This is a genomic window from Dactylosporangium sucinum (genome assembly GCF_014647515.1).
In the GTDB taxonomy this organism is placed as follows: Bacteria; Actinomycetota; Actinomycetes; order Mycobacteriales; family Micromonosporaceae; genus Dactylosporangium; species Dactylosporangium sucinum.
This window is the reverse complement of record NZ_BMPI01000068.1, coordinates 22,298-39,830: the sequence shown is the minus strand read 5'-3', so window position 1 is coordinate 39,830 and position 17,533 is coordinate 22,298. Positions and strand designations below refer to the sequence as shown.

Below are 17,533 nucleotides of genomic sequence, written 5' to 3'. Positions count from 1 at the left end.
GGAAACGTCGCGGCGGTCAGCTCGGGATGGTCACCTGCGCCGGGGTCGTGCGCTGGGTGGTGGTGCCGTCGCCGAGCTGCGAGTTCGCGTTGTTGCCCCAGCACCACAGGCTGCTGTCGGTGCGGATCGCGCAGGTGTGGTAGTTGACGACGAAGCCGGGCGTCCAGGTGGTCGCGGTGCCGACCCGGGTGGGGGTGGAGCGGTTGGTCGTGGTGCCGTCGCCAAGCCCTCCGGCCATGTTGTTGCCCCAGCACCACAGGCTGCCGTCGGTGCGGGCCGCGCACGCCGTGTTGTCGCCCGCGTTGACCCTGGTCCAGGTGGTGGTGGTGCCGACCTGCAGCGGTGCGGTCTGGTACGGGCCGGCGGCGCCCAGCTGGCCGTAGCCGTTCTCGCCCCAGCACCACAGGGTGCCGTTGGTGCGGGTCGCGCAGGTGAAGCTGAATCCGGCCGTCACGCCGGACCACGTGGTGGCGGTACCCACCTGCGCCGGGGTGGTCGAGTAGCTCAGGGTCCCCAGTCCGAGCTGCCCGCTCGAGCTGTCGCCCCAGCACCACAGCGTGCCGTCGGTGCGGGTCGCGCAGGTGTGGGCGTATCCGGCGGTGACGCTCGCCCAGGTGGTCGCCGTGCCGATCCGGACCGGGGCCGTGAGGTAGTAGTCGTCGGTGCCGGTGCCCAGCTGCCCCAGACGGTTGAAGCCCCAGCACCACAGGCTGCCGTCGGTGCGGACCGCGCAGGTGTGACTGTCGCCGGCGCTGACGCTCGCCCAGGTGGTGTTGGTGCCGACCTGCACCGGGGCGTTCCGGTTCGTGGTGGTGCCGTCACCGAGCTGGCCCCGGTTGTTTCTGCCCCAGCACCACAACGTGTGATCGGTCCTCGTCGCACAGTTCTGACTGCTGCCGCCGTCGATGCTGGCCCAGGTGGTGGCGGTGCCGACCTGGGTGGGCGTGGTCCTGGTCGTGTTGGTGCCGTCACCGAGCTCGCCGCTCCAGTTGCTGCCCCAGCACCACAGCGTCGCGTCGGTACGGATCGCGCAGGTGTGGGCGTAGCCCGCGGCGACGCTGGACACGGTGGGGGCGGCCAGCGCGGCGTTCAGCCCGGCGGGACCGACGGCCGCGACGGCCGGGCTCGCGACGGTCGCGATGCCGAGCACGACGCCCGCGACGGTCGCCGCTGTCGCGATCGAGCGCTGCCATCGAGCGCGCAGCCGGCCATCCTGATATCCGCTCATGTGGTGTGCTCCCTCAACGACCTCGATGCCTGAATCGTGATCGCGGCACTGCTCCTGACGGATCGCCCGTGACCTGTCAGTGCTTCCGTGCGCGTCACGCCGGGCGACGCTACGGTCACCCGGCTGTGGTGGGCAACGCTGCGGGCACCATGCCCGCCGCTGGCCTGTGCCGGACCGGGAAACTTACAGAGATCGATTCGTTACGGCACCTGGCGACGCCCGGTGCTGCACCATGGCATCGGCCCGTCCGCCGGGGTGCCGCCCCGTGCCGCCGGAGCGGGGGAGTGGGCCGCCCCTGGCTGCCGGTCTTGACTCCGCCGGAATAGTTCAGCCATGATTGAGTCAATGAACGCCGAGCTTTCTTCGTTGCGGATGCGGGCCCGGGTGCACGCCGCACTCGGAGATCCCGCCCGCCTGGCCATCGTCGACACCCTCGTGCTCGGCGACGCATCGCCGGGCGAAGTCGGCCAGCAGCTGGGCCTGCCGACCAACCTCGTCGCCCACCACGTGAAGGTCCTGCAGGACGCCGGCCTGGTGACCCGCACCCGGTCGGAGGGCGACCGGCGCCGGACCTACCTCCGCCTCGTGCCCGAGGTCCTCGCCTCACTCGCGCCGCCCGCCCTCGACCGGGCCGAGCGGGTGGTGTTCGTCTGCACCCACAACTCGGCCCGCTCGCAGCTGGCCGCCGCGCTGTGGCGCGACCGGGTCGGCGGTGCGGTCGCATCGGCCGGCACGCACCCGGCCCAGCGGGTGCACCCGCGGGCGGTGAAGGTCGCGCACCGCCACGGCCTCGCCCTCGACCCGGCCGGCACCGCCCACGTCGCCGACGTCGTGCACGACGGTGACCTCGTCATCGCGGTCTGCGACAACGCCCACGAGGACCTCGCCGGCCCGGACGCACCCGTGCATCCGAAGCTGCACTGGTCGGTGCCCGACCCGGCCCGGGTCGACACCGACGCCGCGTTCGAGGCCGCCTACACCGACCTCGCCGACCGGATCACCCGCCTGGCGCCCGCCGCGTCCGCCGCCCCGCCCCCGAGGACAGGATCGCTACCCTCGTGAACCCGACCCTGTGGCGGCGCCTGCTCGCCGAGTTCACCGGCACCGCGATGCTGGTCACCGCCGTCGTCGGCTCCGGCGTGATGGCCACCCGGCTCACCGACGACATCGGCCTGCAGCTGCTGGAGAACTCCGTCGCCACCGCGTTCGCGCTCGGCGCGCTCATCCTGACCTTCGGCCCGGTCTCCGGAGCCCACTTCAACCCCGTCGTGTCCGCGGCCGACTGGTTCCTCGGCCGCCGCACCGGCACCGGCCTGCCGGCCCGGGACCTCGCCGGCTACGTCGTCGCCCAGGTCGCCGGGGCGATCGGCGGCTCGGTGCTGGCCAACCTGATGTTCAAGCTGCCCGCCGTCGACGTCGCCACCAAGGACCGCACCGGCAGCGACCTGTGGCTCGGTGAGGTCGTCGCGACCGCCGGCCTGCTCCTGCTCATCTTCGCCCTGGCCCGCTCCGGCCGCGCGGCGGTCGCCCCGGCGGCGGTCGGCGCGTACATCGGCGCCGCGTACTGGTTCACGTCCTCGACGTCGTTCGCCAACCCGGCCGTCACGATCGGCCGCGCGTTCTCCGACACCTTCGCCGGGATCGCCCCCGGCTCCGTCCCGGGCTTCGTCGCCGCCCAGCTCGCCGGCCTCGTCGCCGGTGCCGGGCTGCTCCTCGCCCTCTACCCGTCCGTCGGCAGCGCCGCCGGTGACGTCCTCGCACCCCATCCCGACGACGCATCCCGCCAGCTGCGCAACCACGGAGGAACCACCCGATGAGCACCAAACCCACCGTCCTGTTCGTCTGCGTGCACAACGCCGGCCGCTCCCAGATGGCCGCCGGCTGGCTGCGCCACCTCGCCGGCGACACCGTCGAGGTCCGCTCCGCCGGCTCCGAACCGGCCGACCGGATCAACCCCGTCGCCGTCGAGGCGATGCGCGAGGTCGGCATCGACATCACCGCCAACACCCCCCGCAAGCTCGACTGGGACACCGCCGAGTCCTCCGACGTGCTCATCACCATGGGCTGCGGCGACGCCTGCCCCGTCTTCCCCGGCAAGCGCTACCTCGACTGGCAACTCGACGACCCCGCCGGCCAGGACATCGAGGCCGTCCGCCCGATCCGCGACGAGATCCGCCGCCGCGTCGAGCACCTGCTCACCGAACTGCCCGTCGCCGCGCTCTGACCGCACGGTGCCGTCGGTTGCCGGTGCGGGTGTCTGGCGTTAGTTCGGTCGCAGGGTGAGCATCCTGTTCGGGGTGACATCGATCCGGATGCCGGACCGGCTGCTGACCGAGCCGAGGACGGTCCGGGTCCATTCGGTGTCCTCCGGGGAGGCGCGGTGCAGCCGCATGCGCCTGGCTTGCATGGGCGCCACGCGCAGGCATGCCAGCTCGCCCGTGGGCGCGATGGACGGCAGGTACAGCAGCCGCAGGTCGTCGCGGTACTGCTGGTGTACGCCGATGCCCTCGTAGTCGTTGATGAGATCGCCGCAGCCGTACAGGATGAGCCGGTTGCGGTACACCTCGATCGGCCTGGGGTGGTGCGAGGAGTGGCCGTGCACGATGTCGGCGCCGTTGTCGATGAGTTGGTGGGCGAGGCGGATCTGCTCCTCCGGGATGTCGTAGCCCCAGTTGGATCCCCAGTGGACGGAGACGACGACGATGTCACCGGGTCGCTTGTGGCGATGGATCCGGTCGGCGAGGCGCGCCGCGCCGTTCCTGGACAGCTCCGGCAGGACGTCGATGCCGCCGCGATCGCCGGTCGCGGCCCAGTGTGCGGGAACGCCGCTGGACGGTGTCCCGAACGCGAACACCAGGATGCGGCCGCGCTCGGCGGTGACGGTGGCGGGTCGCTGGGCCTGGCGGGTGTTCAGGCCGGCGCCGGCCACCTGGAGTCCCGCGCCGGTCAGGGTGTCGAGCGTTTCCTGGAGGCCGGGGCGTCCGAAGTCCAGCACGTGGTTGTTGGCCAGGGCGCACACGTCGGGCCGCGCCACCGTGAGGCCGGGCAGGTTCGCGGGGCTCATCCGGTAGTGGACGGCTTTGCGCGGTGCGAACTGGTCGCTTCGCGTGACGCTGGTCTCCAGGTTCATGATGCGGGCGTCGGGCGCGGCCGCGGCCAGGACGTCAAGTGCGTCGCCCCAGGGCCACGAGTAGTCGGCGGCGCGGGGGATCGGGCCGTTCGCCGCCTCGGCCAGCGCGACGTAGTCGCGGGCGTCGTGGCAGTAGCTCTCGCGCAGCGTCGGGTCGAGGGGGTGCGGCAGGATCTGGTCGATGCCGCGACCCAGCATCACGTCGCCGCACAGGAACAACGTCAGCCGGCCGTCGTCTCGTCGTGTGTTCATAGCAGGTCCCTCAGCGCGCGGGATGCTGTCGCGCCGGTGCGCTCACTGCGCCGGGGCGAAGTGCTGTGCGGCACCGGGCGGTGACGGAGGCACGATGCCCCGATCACTCACCCCTTCGGCGCCCGGCCGCGAGCGTAGTCTCGGCCTTGGTCCAGCGGGACCTGACATCCGGGCATCCGAAGCGGATAGCTATGGAGTTGCCATGATCGCGGCCAAGCACTGGAGCGTCGATGTGTACATCGGCGAACACGACGGCCGGACGTACGCGGAAGCACGCCTGCACGCCGAGGACAGCGCACACATCGTCGGCACCGGGGAGGCGCGGCTGCACCCATCCGACAAGGATATTCCGGAGATCGGTGATGAGCTGGCCGCGGCGCGGGCCCTGTCCAACCTCGGCCACCAGCTCCTGGTGACGGCGGCGGCCGACATCGAGGCCGTCTCCGACCGCCTGGTGCACATCAGCCGGTAGCAGCGGACGTTCCGCTACGGTGGGGAAGTCATGGACCTCATCGGGCGGGAGCATCCCGCCGGCCTGCTGCGCTCGGCGGTCGGCCGTGCCCTCGCGAGCCACGGCGGGCTGGTGCTGGTCGGCGGCGAGCCGGGCATCGGCAAGACGACGCTCGTCACGGCCGCCGCCGACGAGGCCCGGCGCCGGGGCGCGCTGGTGCTCGGGGCGGCGTGCTGGGCGTCCGGCAGCGCTCCCGGATACTGGCCGTGGGTGCAGGTCGTGCGCGGGCTGCGCCGCTCGCCCGACGACTGGGAGCTCGCGCGCGAGGCTGCCGAGCCGGGTCTGCGGCGCCTGCTGGCCGAGGCACCGACCGCCGGGGCACCGACCGCCGGGGCATCGACCACCGAGACCCGCGGCATCGACGACGAGAGCGTCGATGCCGCGGACCAAGGCGACAGCGACGAGGAGGCGTTCGCGCTCCACGACGCCGTCACCACCGCACTGGTCGCCGTCTCGCAGCGGCGGACGGTCGTCGTCCTGCTCGACGACCTGCACTGGGCCGACCCGGCCTCGATGCGGCTGCTGCAGTTCGCCGCGCAGCACACCTGGTTCGAGCGCCTGCTCCTCATCGGCACGTACCGTGACGCCGAGGTCGAGTCGGCCGACCATCCGCTGCGCCCGCTGCTGCTGCCGCTCACCGCCAAGGCGACCACCATCACCCTCGACGGCCTGTCCCGCGACGAGGTCGGCGCCCTGATCACCCGCACGGCCGGTCGTGAGCCGGACCCGGAGCTGCTCGACGAGGTGCACCGCCGCACCGGCGGCAACCCGTTCTTCGTCGAGCAGACCGCCCGGCTGTGGCGCGCCGACGGTGCGGCCGGTGCCATCGCGCCCGGCGTGCGGGAGGCCGTGCGGCAGCGGCTCGCGCAGCTGCCCGCCGCGGTCGTCGAGGCGCTCACCGTCGCCGCCGTGCTCGGCCGCGAGTTTCACCGCCAGGTGCTCGCCGACTGCGTGCCCAGCCCGGCCGCGGAGACCGACCGGTTGCTGGCCCGGGCGGTCACCGCGCGGCTCGTGGTCTCCCGCGGCGGCGGGCGGTTCGCCTTCGTGCACGACCTGGTCCGCGAGACCCTGTACGACGGGCTGGGCGACGACGACCGGCGCACCCGGCACGCCGCCGTGGTCCGGGCCGCCGACCGTTCGGCGGAGCTGGCCGAGCGGCTGCTGCCCGGTGAGCTGGCCGGGCACGCCTGGCTCGCCGGTCCCGGCGTCGACCCGGCGCACGCCACCGACCTGCTGCTCGTGGCCGCCCGGGCGGCCGCAAGACGGCTCGCGTCGGACGAGGCGGTGATGCATTTCCGGCGCGCGCTCGACGTGGTCGCCGACCCGGCGCAGCGCGCCAAGACGATGGTGGAGCTCGGCCAGAACCTGCAGCACCACCACGGCGACCGGGCGGGGGCCGAGCGGCTCATGGCCGACGCCGCCACGATCGCGCTCGACCTCGACGACCCGGTGCTCCTCGCTCGCGTGGCCATCACGGTGTACCGGCAGCGGCACGCCTCGGGCGGCAGCACCGACCCCGAGCGGCTCCTCCGCGAGGCGCACCGCCGCCTGATCGGCGAACCCGCGAGCGCCGCGGCTCCCGGAGCCCTCGTCACGGACCTCATCACGGCCACCGAGACGCTCGCCCGCAAGGGCCAGGACGACGAGGCGCTCACCTTCACCCTCTGGGCGCGGCACGACACCACCTGGGGGCTCGGCACGGCCGCCGACCGGGCGGCGCTCACCGCCGAGATCCGCGACGTGGCCCGCCGCGGCGGCGACGTGGAGACCGAGCTGTGGGCGACCTCGCTGCGCTGGGTCGCGCTGCTGGAGCTCGGCGACCCGGGCTACTACCGGGAGCTGACGGCCATGGCCAGGCTCGGCCGGGCGGAGGACGTCGCGGCGTACCGGATGATGGTCGCCATCGACGGCGGGGTCGTCGCCGGGTTCCGCGGCGACTTCGCCGAGGCCGATGCCTGCTACACCGAGCTGGAGTCGTTCGGCGAGTGGACCGACAGCGACCACGCGTTCATGACCCCGCACCTGCGGTGGGCGTGGCTGCTGCCGCAGGGCCGGTTCGCGGAGATCGACGCGCTGCTCGACCGGCCCGACCGGCCCGACGTGTCCGACCGCGACTACGTGGAGCTGCTGCGCGCGATCACGGCGGCCGAGCGCGGCGACGCCGGCACCGCCGCGCGGCTCACCTCCGCCCTCGAGGCCGCCGGCGTGCAGTACGGTCGCGCCGTCTCCCCGCTCTGGCATCGCCTGCGGGCCGAGGTCGCCGCCGCCTCGGGCGACCCCGGCCGGTGCGCCGAGGTGCGCGAGGTGCTCCGGCCGTACCGCGGGCAGTGGCTGGTCGCGCTGTTCGGCTGCGACGTCAGCGGCCCCGTGGACCACTGGCTGGCGCGGCTCGACCTCGCCGAGCGGCGCTGGGACGACGCCGTCGCCGGCTTCCGCGCCGCCGGCGAGGCCGCCGACCGGATGGGTTCGCGGCACTGGTCGCTGCTGGCCCGCGCCGGGCTCGTGGCGGCGCTGTCGGGCCGCGGCCAGGCGCAGGAGGCGGCCGCGCTGCGGGCGACGGTGGCCGAGCAGGCGCGGGCGCTGGGCATGCCGCACGTCGCCGACCGGCTCGGCGCGCAGCCGGCGACACCGGCGGCACCGGAGGGCGGGCCGCCACCCGCCGACCACGAGTTCCGCTTCGACGGGGCGGTCTGGCAGCTCGCCTACGCCGGCACCGTCGTCCACCTGCCCGACGCGAAGGGCCTGCACGACCTGCGCCTGCTGCTGAGCCGCCCCGGGGTGGACGTGCCGGTCGCCGAGCTGCTCGACCCGTCCGCCGGCCCCGAGCTGGCCGCCGCCCGCCGGCTCGGCGGCGACCCGGTGCTCGACGACGAGGCGAAGGCGCGGTACCGCCGCCACCTCGGTCGCCTGGACGAGGAGATCGACCGGGCCGCGGTGCGGGGCGACGAGCCGCGGCTCGCCGCCCTCGACGCCGAGCGCGCGGCGCTGCTGGAGCAGCTGCGGGCGGCGGCCGGCCTGGCCGGGCGCACCCGCCGGCTCGGCGACGAGGCCGAGCGCGCCCGCAAGACGGTCACCGCCCGCATCCGCGACACGCTGCGCCGCCTCGACGAGCGCCACCCGGCCCTCGCCGCGCACCTGCGCGAGACGGTGTCGACCGGCAGCGCATGCTCCTACCGCCCGCCTTCGCCGCCGTCGTGGTACCTCTGAGTCAGCGGCGGTTGTAGCGGTACATCGTCAGCGTGCCGAACACCACCAGGAAGCCGGCGCTCCACAGCAGCAGCCATATCGTGTTCGACGGGTCGGACGAGCCGGACATGGCCGCCCGCACCGCCGCCACCAGGTGGGTGATCGGGTTGACGTTGACGAACGCCTGCAGCCAGCCGGGCATGGTGGTGGGGCTGACGAAGACGTTGCTGAGGAACGTCAGCGGGAACAGGACCATCATGCTCACGCCCATCACGGACTTCTCGCTGCGCAGGACGAGGCCGAAGTACGTCCACACCCAGGAGAACGCGAAGGAGAAGATCACCAGCAGGCCGATCCCGGCGAGCACGCCGAGCACGCCGCCGTCCGGGCGGAAGCCGAGCACCAGGCCGACCCCGAGGATGACCAGCGCGGCCAGGATGTAGCGCAGCACGTCGCCGAGGATCATGCCGACCAGCGCGGCGGGCCGCCAGACCGGCAGCGTCCGGAACCGGTCGAAGACGCCCTTCTCGATGTCGGTGTTGAGGCCGACCCCGGTGTACATCGTGATCATCACGACGCTCGTGACCATGATGCCGGGCAGGAAGAACTGCAGGTACTCCCGCGGGCTGCCGGCGAGCGCGCCGCCGAACAGGTACGTGAACATCAGCACCATGATGATCGGGAACGCCGTCACGTCGAACAGCTGCTCCGGCACGTGCTTGATCTTCAGCATCGCCCGCCAGCCGAAGGTCATCGACGCCGACCACGCGCTCGGGCGGGGTGGGCGCGCCTCCGGGGCGAGGACCGTGGCGAGGGCCTCGGCCGAGGGCACGAAGACCGTCGGCGCGCGCCCGGTCGAGGTCGCAACATCGCTCATGCTGCCTCCGCTCCGCTCCGGCCGCACGAGCTCCAAACTGAGCCCATGATGAGCGGCCTCCTCCGCTTCGCTCCGGAACCGCTCATCGCGCTGCCTCCAGCTGCTCGTCCCGCTCGCCGGCCGGCTCCGCGGGGTGGTCGGTCAGGGCCAGGAACACCTCGTCCAGGCTGGGCTGGCCGAGGGAGAAGTCGTCGACGACGATGCCGGCGCGGGCCAGGTCACCGAGCGCCCGCGCGGCCTGTTCGCTCGCGTCGAGGTCGGAGCCGGCCCCGCCGACCCGTGCGGTCAGCGCCACCGGGTCGGCGTCCAGCTGCACGGGGACGCCGAGGGCCGCCCGCAGTACCGCCTCCGCCTCCGGCCGCCGTGCGGGGTCCCGCAGCCGCAGGTGGACGGTGCCGGAGCCGACCGACGACTTCAGTTCGCCGGGCGTGCCCTCCGCGATCACCTTGCCGTGGTCGACCACCGCGATGCGGCCGGCGAGCTGGTCCGCCTCGTCGAGGTACTGCGTGGTGAGCAGCACCGTCGTGCCGTGCGCGACCACCGCGCGGACGATCTCCCACACCTGGTTGCGGCTGCGCGGGTCGAGGCCGGTCGTCGGCTCGTCGAGGAACAGCAGGTCCGGGGTGCTCAGGATGCTCGCCGCGATGTCGATGCGGCGGCGCATGCCGCCCGAGTACTTCTTCACCTGCCGCGCGGCCGCGTCCGTCAGGCCGAACGCGGCGAGCAGCTTCTCGGCCCGCTCGCGGGCGGCCGGCTTGCGCAGCCCGAGCAGGCGCCCGAGCAGCACCAGGTTCTCGAAGCCGGTCAGGTCCTCGTCGACCGAAGCGTACTGCCCGGTCAGGCTCACCCGGGCCCGGACCGCGTCGGCCTCGGCCACGACGTCGTGCCCGAAGACCCGGGCCCGCCCGCCGTCGGGGCGCAGCAGCGTCGCCAGCACGCGCACCGCCGTGGTCTTGCCGGCGCCGTTCGGCCCGAGCAGGCCGTAGACGGTGCCGGCGGGGATGCGCAGATCCATGCCGTCCAGTGCGCGGGTCTCGCCGAACGACCTCGTCAGGCCCTCGGCCTCGACGGCCACGCCCGTGGTGCGTTCACTCACGGATGCAAACCTTCCTCTTCATCGGTGTCCATTGCTGTCTCAGTTCACGTAGGGCCGCGCTGCGCGGCCCTCGCGGAGCGTCATGCCCCACCACCACAGCTCGTCGAGCAGCAGCCGGCAGTCCTGGCGCAGCCGGTCCCGGCACTCCGCCTGCTCGCTGTGCGCGTTGAGCAGGTCGAACGCGACGGTGTCACGCACCGTGACCGCATGCAGCGCGGTGAAGACCGTCCGCAGCCCGTCGACCGCGTGCAGGCCGGTCGACCGGCACCCGTACGACACGAAGCCGACCGGCTTGGCCTGCCACTCGTCGTAGGCGTAGTCGATCGCCTGTTTCAGCGAGGCCGGGAAGCTGTGGTTGTACTCCGGGGTCACGACGACGAACGCCTCGGCCCGGTTGATGTCCTGCACGAACGACCGTATCGCCGCGGTGGGCTCCGCCGGGTAGCTGCCCGGAAACTCGTACGCGGCGAGGTCGACGACGGTCACCGCCAGGTCGTCCCGCCGCATCGCCTCCTCGGCGAACCGGCGGCCGATGGTCTCGCCCACGCGCCGCTCGCGCGTGCTGCCGATGATCACGGCGAGCCGCAGCGGTGCCATGCTGCCTCCTCGGGGTCGGTCACCCCTTCGGCGCTAGACGCCGCCCGGCTCCCGCCAGATCGAATCTCGCGGGCTCCGGGCAGGTTCGCGAGGTGCTGCGACGGCGCGGCAGCGGACTGGCTCTCCGTTCGCCCGTCCGGGTGGACATCCAAGATTCAAAAGGCGATGCCTCGCCCGCCGAACGGTCGTTATCGTGGCGCGATGGCGCGGCTCGACTTCCGGATCCTCGGTCCCTTGGAGGTCGTCCGGACGCCGGGCGACATCCCGCTCGACCTCGGCGCCCGCAAGCAGCGGACCGTACTCGCCCTGTTGCTGCTCGAACCGGGTCGCGTCGTCTCGCTCGACCGGATCGTTCACGGGCTCTGGGGCGACGAGGCGCCGACGAGCGCGACGGGCACCCTCCAGGCCTACATCTCGCAGTTGCGGCGGGTGCTGGAACCGGCCCGGCCGCCCCGGACCCCGCCGATGCTGCTGGTGACCCGCGAGCCCGGCTACCTGCTGGCAGTCGACGGCGACCAGGTGGACGCGGCCCGGTTCAGCACCGGCGTGGAGACCGCCCGTGCCCACCTGGCCGCGGGCGCCTTCGCCGAGGCGGAGCACGCGGTGACGGCGGCGCTCGGCGAGTGGCGGGGCGCGCCGCTGGCCGACTTCGCCGACGAGGAGTTCGCCGCCGCGGTCGCCGCCCAGCTCGGCGAGCAGCACGACGCCGCCGTGGAGGACCTCGTGGAGATCCTGCTCGGCGCCGGCCGCAACGCGGAAGCGACCACCGCCGCGCAGCACCTGCTGGACCGGCAGCCGTTCCGGGAGCGGGCCTGGGGCCAGCTGATGCTCGCCCTGTACCGCTCCGGTCGCCAGGCCGACGCGCTGGCGGCCTTCCGCCGGGCCCGGTCGGTGCTGGACAGCGAGCTGGGACTGCCGCCGGGACCGCAGCTGCAGGCCCTGGAGACCGCCATCCTGCGGCACGATCCGGCCCTCGACCACGCGCCGCCGGTCCGGGCCGCGACGTCGGTCGCCGAGCCCCGGCGCTCCGCGGGAGGGCCGGCCGGGGCCGGAGGGTTCGGCGGACACCTGCGCGCGCTGCGCGAGCAGCGTGCGCTGACCCAGGAGGAGCTCGCCGAGCGCGCCGGGTTGACGGTCAACGCGATCGGCGCCCTGGAGCGCGGGGTGCGGCGCCGGCCGTATCCGCACACCGTGCGAGCGCTGGCCGACGCGCTGGGGCTCGACGACGGTGAGCGGGCCGCCCTCGCCGCCGCGGTCCCCAGCCAGGCGCGAGCGGCGTCGGCCGCGCCGGAGCCCACGCTCGACGAGCCCGTCGAGCGCTCGCCCCTCATCGGGCGCGCGGCCGACGTGGCCGCTGTCGCGGCGCTGCTCACGTCCCGGCGGGTGGTCACGCTGACCGGGCCGGGCGGGGTCGGCAAGACCCGGCTGGCGCTGGCGGTCGCCGGCCAGGTGGCGCCGGCGTTCCCGCACGGGCACGTCATCGTGGAACTGGCCGCGCTGCGGGACCCCGGCCAGGTGCTGGAGAGCGTGGCCCGCCGGCTGGGCATCGCGGAGCAACGCCAGCCGGGCGTGCCGGTACGCACCGTGCTCACCGAGTTCCTCGCCGGCCGACGGCTCCTGCTCGTCCTGGACAACCTCGAACACCTGCTCGGCTGTGCGGTCGACGTGGCCGAGCTGGTGGCGCGCTGCCCCGACCTGGCCGTGCTGGCGACCAGCCGGTCACCGCTGCGGATCCGGGCCGAGCACGAGGTGGTCGTCGAGCCGCTGGAGACGCCGGACGCCTGGGCACTGGACGACCCGGACGGCGTGGAGCGCTCGCCGGCCGTGGCCATGTTCCTCGACCGGGCCGCGGCCATGGGCGCCCCCGTGTCGCTCACCCGGGAGAACGCGGCGACGATCGCGGCGATCTGCTGGCGCCTCGACGGCCTGCCGCTGGCGATCGAGCTGGTCGCCGCCCGGTCCCGGCTGCTGGAACCGGCGGCGCTGCTGGAGCGGCTGGACTACGCGTTGTCGGCCGGAGCGATCCGGGACCTGCCCGATCGGCAGCAGAGCGTCCAGGACACCGTCGACTGGAGCTACGAGCTGCTCGACGGGGCGCAGCGCCGGCTGTTCACCCGCCTCGCGGCGTTCAGCGGGTCCTTCTCGCTGGAGGCGGCCGAGGCGGTCGGCGGTCCCGAGCACAGCGTCGTGGCCGACCTGGCGACGCTGGTCGAGCAGTCCCTCGTCGTGCGCGTCCCGGCCGGCCCGGCCGGCCCGGCCGGGCAGACCCGGTTCCGGATGCTGGGGCCGATCCACCGGTACGCGCAGCGCCGGCTGGCCGGTGCGCCGGACGCCGAGCTGGTCGCCGACCGCCACGCCGAACATTTCCGTGCCGCCGTGAGCCGCGGCCGTCCGGGCCTCGACGGCGCGGACCTGGCGCGGCGGCTGGACGCCCTGGAGGAGGACCACGCCAACCTCAGCGCGGCCGTCGAACGGCTCCTCGCCGCCGGCAGGGACACCGCGGCCGCCACGATGATCTGGGATCTCATCCTGTACCTCACGCTGCGCGGGCACGCGGCCGAGGGCCTCGGCTGGCTCGACCGGGTTCGGACGGCGGCGCTGCCCGCCGGTCCACGCTGCCACGCGCTGGGCGCCGCCGGCACGCTGGCATACGTGCTCGGCGAGTTGCCCCGGGCCCGCGAGGACGCCGTGGCCGCGTTCGAGCTCGCCCGTACCCTGGCCGACACCCAGCTGCTCACCGAGACGGCGGCGATCGCGGGGCTGGCGGCCGTGTTCGTCGGCGACGTGCCGGCCGCGGCGCGGGTCGTCGCGGCGGCGCCGGCCGGCGGGGGCGGCTGGGCCGCAGCGCTGCTGCTCGGCGTGCGGGCGCAGATCGCGATCCTCTCCGGCGACCCGGCCACCGCCGTCCGCTGGCTGGGCGCGGCCGAGCGGACGGCCCGCGACGGCGGCAACCCGTTCGCGGTGGCGACGATCCTCAACATGCGCGCCACCGTGACCGAGATGGCCGGCGACGAGCGCGGCACCGCCCGGCTGCTGGCGGAGTCGGTGACGGTCGCCGTCCACGCGCGGATCCGGTGGCCGCTCGCGTACGCCCTGCCGGCCCTTGCCGCGGTCGCCGCCCGGGCGGGCGACGCCCCGACCGCCGCGCGGCTGTTCGGCGCCGCGACCAGCCTGACCGGCGCGCCGCTGGAGGCGGCGCCCGCGGACGGGTCGCCGGCCGGGCGGGTGCCGGCGTCGCGGCGGATGGCCGCCGGTGACCTGGCCGCCGTGCGGGACCGGCTGGGCGAGCCGGCCTTCCGGGCCGCCTTCGACGAGGGCCGCCTGCTCGGCTTCGACCAGCTCGCCGGGCTGGCCGAACGACTCAGCCGGTTCGCAGCCGAGTGATGTAGCGGCGGTACTGCCGGGCCCCGGCGGTACGCAGGAAGAATCGGATCGGTGCGGGGACCGCGGCGAGCAGCTCGGCCCGCTCGGCCGGGTCGGCGTCCTCGAGGATCGCGCCGAACACGAGCGGCAGCTGCTTGCGCGGCATGGCGTTCTTGCCGTGCTCGGCGAGCAGCGCCCACTCCTCGACGGTGACGTACCGCGAGACGAGCGGCAGGATCTCGTGCTCCTCCAGGTCGAGGTGCGTCACCAGCGCGGCGTGCAGCTCGTCCACGAGCCCGGCCAGCCGCTCCCCGGTCGCGGCGGCGGGCGCGCCCACCCACTGCCGCAGCGCGTCGTGCGCCGCCTCGGTGTACTGCTCGACCCGGGCGTGCTGCTCCTGCATGGTGTGCACGAGGCCGGCCGACGGCGCGGCCCGGTCCAGCAGCCGCGGCCAGAGCAACTCGTCCTCCCCCGAGTGGTGCGCGTGCAGGAACGCGAGCAGGAACTCGATGTGCTCGCCGACCAGGCGCACCCGGTCGGTGTTGCGGCCGTCGGCGGCACGCACCAGGCGGGGGATCATGACCAGCTCGCGGCGGAAGACCCGGTGGATCACGGTCATCTCCTGCACGTTGGGCCTGCGGTCGGTGGCGGTCGGCACGCTCATGGGGTTCTCCTGTCAGCGGATGGTCAGCTGATGACCAGCCTGCGGCCCGCGGGCCGCCCGGCCCACCAACACCGCCCCGCACACCGGCCGCACGCTTTCCGCACGACGGCACAGCGTCGGCATCCGCTCAACGACCCGGGACCGCGCGTGCGGGCGGGCGCCGATCCACCCCACCTTCAAGTCGGCCTTGGAGAGTCCTTGTGGCCCGCTTGGCGGCGGACGCGTCGCTGCCGCTCCGTCACGTGGTCGATGCGCTCAGTGACCGCGACCCGCTGGCCAGCACGGCCGCGATCAGCGCCTTGGTGGCGGGACGTTCCTCGGCCCGCGGGTTGACCAGGAGCACCAGGTCGATATGTCCGAGTTCGGGGAGGCGATACGCGGGGCCCAACGTGGTGAGCTGGGCGGGCACCAGGCTGGCGGCCATGACGGATATGCCGATGCCGGCCGCGACCCCCGCGATCAGGCCGTTCACCCCGCGGCAGACGCACGCGCTGCGGTACGGGATCTGCGCCCGGTTCAGCGCCTTGCGCATCTCGGAGCGTGACAGGCTGGGGGCGGCGTAGACGACCAGCGGCACCGGCTTCGTCAGGTCGATCTTCGTGGCGGGTGTGCCGACCCAGACGAGCCGGTCGCGTTTGACGAGCCGGCCACGCTCGTCGCCGGGCGTCCGCTTGCCGACGAGCACGTCGAGCTTGTCGTTGGCCATCCACTCGTGCAACACCCTGCTCTGCTCGACGGTGAGGTAGAAGTCGACCATCGGATAGTCGCGGCGGAACTCCCGGAGAATCTGCGGCAGCCGAGTGAGTGCGAGATCGTCGGACATCCCGATCCGGAGCCGGCCGCGCGGCTGTGAGCCACTGAAATACGCTGCGGCCTGCTCGTGCGCGGCCAGAATCGTGCGCGCGAAGCCGATCATGGCCTCGCCGTCGGGCGTGAGGGACAGCGAGTGCGTCGTGCGGTGCACGAGCGTCCGCCCAACCTGTTGCTCCAGCCGGCGGATGTGCTGGCTGACCGTCGGCTGACGGATCCGCAGCCGAGCCGCGGCCTGCGTGAAGCTGCCGGTCTGCTCCACCGCCAGCAGGGTGGCGAGTAATTCGGGGTCATACGGCACGGTCATAACGAAACCCTATAACTGTGTGACGGGTTATCGGTCTTCAATATGCGTCGCCTTTCCAGGAAGGATGAATCAGCACGTAGCGCGCGAGAGGATTTCTTGTGAGTACGGCCTCAGCCGTCCGAAGTTCGACCTCGACCACCGCCGACAACCCGTTCGCCGCACTGAGGTACCGCGGCTATCGCATCTACCTGATCGGACAGAGCCTCGCCGGCACCGGCGCCTGGATGGGCAGCATCGCGCAGGACTGGCTCGCGCTGCAGCTCACGGACAGCCCGACGGCCGTCGGCATCACCATGGCCCTGCAGTTCCTACCCATCCTCTTCCTGGGCGTCCACGGTGGCCAGCTCGCCGACCGCTACCCGAAACGCCGGATCCTGCTGATCACCCAGACGCTGAACGCCTGCCTGACGGGGACGCTCGCCGTCCTCACCATCCTGGGTGTGGTCCGCATCCAGTACCTGTTCCTGATCGCCCTGCTGACCGGGCTCGTCTTCGCCGTCGACGCCCCGACCCGCCAGGTGTTCGCGACCGAGGTCGTGCCGGTCAGCCATCTGCGCCAAGCGGTCTCGCTCAGCGCGACGGCCTTCCAGGCCACCCGGCTCATCGGCCCGGCGATCGCCACCGTACTCATCGGCACCGCCGGCACCGGATGGGTCTTCGCATGCAACGCCCTGTGCTACCTCGGCCCCACGGTGGCGCTGCTGCGCTTGCGACCGGGTGACCTGACGCCCGCGCCGCCGGCGAGCCGCGAGCCTCGAGCGTTCCGAACGGCCGGAAGGTACGTGCGACAACGCCCGCACGTGTTCTGGACGGTCGTTCTCGTCGGCGTCATCGGCATGTTCGGCCTGAACTTCCCGATCGTGCTGACGGCCATCGCCACCCAGACGTTCCACGGGACCGCCGGCATGTACGGACTGTTCAACGTCGTGCTGGCCGTCGGCTCCGCGATGGGCGCGCTTGCCGCCGGATCGGGGACGTCCACCCGGCTGCGGCCCATCGTCCTGTACGGCGGGCTGTTCGGTGCGCTGCAGGCACTCGCTGCCGCCGCGCCGAACCTGCCGACGTTCCTGCCGCTGCTGGCCGCGATGGGGTTCGTCAACCTGGCGTTCCAGGCGCTGGCGAACTCGTCGGTCCAGCTGTGGGTCGACCCGGAGATGCGCGGCCGCGTGATGGGCCTCTACATGCTGGTGTTCACCGGCGGGACCCCGATCGGCGCACCCGTCATCGGGATGCTCACCAACCACGTCGGCGCGCGCTTCGGGATGGCCGTCTGCGGCCTCGTCCCGGCCGCCGCCGCGGGAGCGATCGTGCTGATCCAGCTCCGGTCCCGTCGCCGGTCGAGGCGGCTGTCACCGCCGTCGCCGACCCCGCCGGCGCCGGCCGCGGCCCGGCCGCTCTGCCGGCCGGGGCGCACCTGACGTTCTGTGAGCGCTCCCGGATTCACCGCGGGAAAGTTCCGGGTTGACTCGCATCTATGTGGAGTCCGAGACTGGGAGCGCTCACGGGGAACCG

Annotated in this window: 14 protein-coding genes; 7 read left to right on the top strand and 7 right to left on the bottom strand. The window is 73.6% G+C overall.

All coding sequences use genetic code 11. The annotated features are described in order from the left end of the window. Positions 1-16 precede the first annotated feature (16 nt). Entirely contained in the window at positions 17-1,228 is a 1,212-nt protein-coding gene (locus IEZ31_RS44630) for an RCC1 domain-containing protein (RefSeq protein WP_190256216.1), read from the bottom strand. A gap of 333 nt (positions 1,229-1,561) precedes the next feature. Between IEZ31_RS44630 and IEZ31_RS44625 the strand changes: the two genes are divergently transcribed. From IEZ31_RS44625 to IEZ31_RS44615, 3 genes are read left to right on the top strand one after another with little or no spacing between them, the layout of a single operon-like run. Then, on the top strand, positions 1,562-2,290 hold the full coding sequence (locus tag IEZ31_RS44625; RefSeq protein ID WP_229836801.1) for an arsenate reductase/protein-tyrosine-phosphatase family protein: 729 nt from the start codon (positions 1,562-1,564) through the stop codon (positions 2,288-2,290). Beyond that, positions 2,287-3,045 carry an aquaporin gene (locus tag IEZ31_RS44620; RefSeq protein ID WP_190256215.1) on the top strand — a complete coding sequence of 253 codons (759 nt, stop codon included), beginning with the start codon at positions 2,287-2,289 and terminating at the stop codon, positions 3,043-3,045. The genes IEZ31_RS44625 and IEZ31_RS44620 overlap by 4 nt, the downstream gene beginning before the upstream one ends. After that, positions 3,042-3,452 carry an arsenate reductase ArsC gene (locus IEZ31_RS44615; protein ID WP_190256214.1) on the top strand — a complete coding sequence of 137 codons (411 nt, stop codon included), beginning with the start codon at positions 3,042-3,044 and terminating at the stop codon, positions 3,450-3,452. Before IEZ31_RS44620 ends, IEZ31_RS44615 begins: the two co-directional genes overlap by 4 nt. Before the next feature lie 39 nt (positions 3,453-3,491). On the opposite strand, the gene IEZ31_RS44610 is transcribed toward IEZ31_RS44615, so the two are convergent. Further along, positions 3,492-4,610, bottom strand: coding sequence for a CapA family protein (locus tag IEZ31_RS44610; protein ID WP_190256213.1), 1,119 nt, complete (start codon positions 4,608-4,610; stop codon positions 3,492-3,494). A 202-nt stretch (positions 4,611-4,812) separates the two neighbouring features. Between IEZ31_RS44610 and IEZ31_RS44605 the strand changes: the two genes are divergently transcribed. After that, entirely contained in the window at positions 4,813-5,082 is a 270-nt protein-coding gene (locus tag IEZ31_RS44605; RefSeq protein ID WP_190256212.1) for a DUF1876 domain-containing protein, read from the top strand. Positions 5,083-5,112: 30 nt separating this feature from the next. Further along, positions 5,113-8,328, top strand: coding sequence for an ATP-binding protein (locus IEZ31_RS44600; protein WP_190256211.1), 3,216 nt, complete (start codon positions 5,113-5,115; stop codon positions 8,326-8,328). Position 8,329: 1 nt separating this feature from the next. Here the strand turns inward: IEZ31_RS44600 and IEZ31_RS44595 are convergent, their stop codons facing one another. The 3 genes from IEZ31_RS44595 to IEZ31_RS44585 form a co-directional block, all read right to left on the bottom strand. Then, complete coding sequence (locus IEZ31_RS44595; protein ID WP_190256210.1) at positions 8,330-9,184, bottom strand: ABC transporter permease; 855 nt, start codon at positions 9,182-9,184, stop codon at positions 8,330-8,332. 82 nt (positions 9,185-9,266) lie between these two features. Beyond that, the gene (locus IEZ31_RS44590; RefSeq protein WP_190256209.1) at positions 9,267-10,280 is read right to left on the bottom strand and encodes an ATP-binding cassette domain-containing protein; all 1,014 of its coding nucleotides are present in this window, start codon (positions 10,278-10,280) and stop codon (positions 9,267-9,269) included. 39 nt (positions 10,281-10,319) lie between these two features. After that, positions 10,320-10,877 (bottom strand): NADPH-dependent FMN reductase, encoded by a 558-nt coding sequence (locus tag IEZ31_RS44585; RefSeq protein WP_190256208.1) that lies wholly within the window; start codon positions 10,875-10,877, stop codon positions 10,320-10,322. A gap of 201 nt (positions 10,878-11,078) precedes the next feature. Here IEZ31_RS44585 and IEZ31_RS44580 point away from each other — a divergent pair, with 201 nt between their 5' ends. Continuing rightward, complete coding sequence (locus tag IEZ31_RS44580; protein ID WP_190256207.1) at positions 11,079-14,261, top strand: AfsR/SARP family transcriptional regulator; 3,183 nt, start codon at positions 11,079-11,081, stop codon at positions 14,259-14,261. Here IEZ31_RS44580 and IEZ31_RS44575 read toward each other — a convergent pair. After that, positions 14,239-14,904, bottom strand: a complete 666-nt coding sequence (locus tag IEZ31_RS44575) for a hemerythrin domain-containing protein (RefSeq protein WP_190256206.1) — start codon at positions 14,902-14,904, stop codon at positions 14,239-14,241. The genes IEZ31_RS44580 and IEZ31_RS44575 overlap by 23 nt on opposite strands. 238 nt (positions 14,905-15,142) lie before the next feature. Next, complete coding sequence (locus tag IEZ31_RS44570; protein WP_190256205.1) at positions 15,143-16,021, bottom strand: LysR family transcriptional regulator; 879 nt, start codon at positions 16,019-16,021, stop codon at positions 15,143-15,145. A 98-nt stretch (positions 16,022-16,119) separates the two neighbouring features. Between IEZ31_RS44570 and IEZ31_RS44565 the strand changes: the two genes are divergently transcribed. Next, positions 16,120-17,439, top strand: a complete 1,320-nt coding sequence (locus IEZ31_RS44565; protein WP_190256204.1) for an MFS transporter — start codon at positions 16,120-16,122, stop codon at positions 17,437-17,439. Positions 17,440-17,533 lie beyond the last annotated feature (94 nt).

Coding starts and splice junctions, on each gene's coding strand:
- IEZ31_RS44630 (WP_190256216.1), bottom strand. CDS start 1,228: ATGAGCGGATATCAGGATGGCCGGCTGCGCGCTCGATGGCAGCGCTCG.
- IEZ31_RS44625 (WP_229836801.1), top strand. CDS start 1,562: ATGATTGAGTCAATGAACGCCGAGCTTTCTTCGTTGCGGATGCGGGCC.
- IEZ31_RS44615 (WP_190256214.1), top strand. CDS start 3,042: ATGAGCACCAAACCCACCGTCCTGTTCGTCTGCGTGCACAACGCCGGC.
- IEZ31_RS44610 (WP_190256213.1), bottom strand. CDS start 4,610: ATGAACACACGACGAGACGACGGCCGGCTGACGTTGTTCCTGTGCGGC.
- IEZ31_RS44605 (WP_190256212.1), top strand. CDS start 4,813: ATGATCGCGGCCAAGCACTGGAGCGTCGATGTGTACATCGGCGAACAC.
- IEZ31_RS44600 (WP_190256211.1), top strand. CDS start 5,113: ATGGACCTCATCGGGCGGGAGCATCCCGCCGGCCTGCTGCGCTCGGCG.
- IEZ31_RS44595 (WP_190256210.1), bottom strand. CDS start 9,184: ATGAGCGATGTTGCGACCTCGACCGGGCGCGCGCCGACGGTCTTCGTG.
- IEZ31_RS44585 (WP_190256208.1), bottom strand. CDS start 10,877: ATGGCACCGCTGCGGCTCGCCGTGATCATCGGCAGCACGCGCGAGCGG.
- IEZ31_RS44580 (WP_190256207.1), top strand. CDS start 11,079: ATGGCGCGGCTCGACTTCCGGATCCTCGGTCCCTTGGAGGTCGTCCGG.
- IEZ31_RS44575 (WP_190256206.1), bottom strand. CDS start 14,904: ATGAGCGTGCCGACCGCCACCGACCGCAGGCCCAACGTGCAGGAGATG.
- IEZ31_RS44570 (WP_190256205.1), bottom strand. CDS start 16,021: ATGACCGTGCCGTATGACCCCGAATTACTCGCCACCCTGCTGGCGGTG.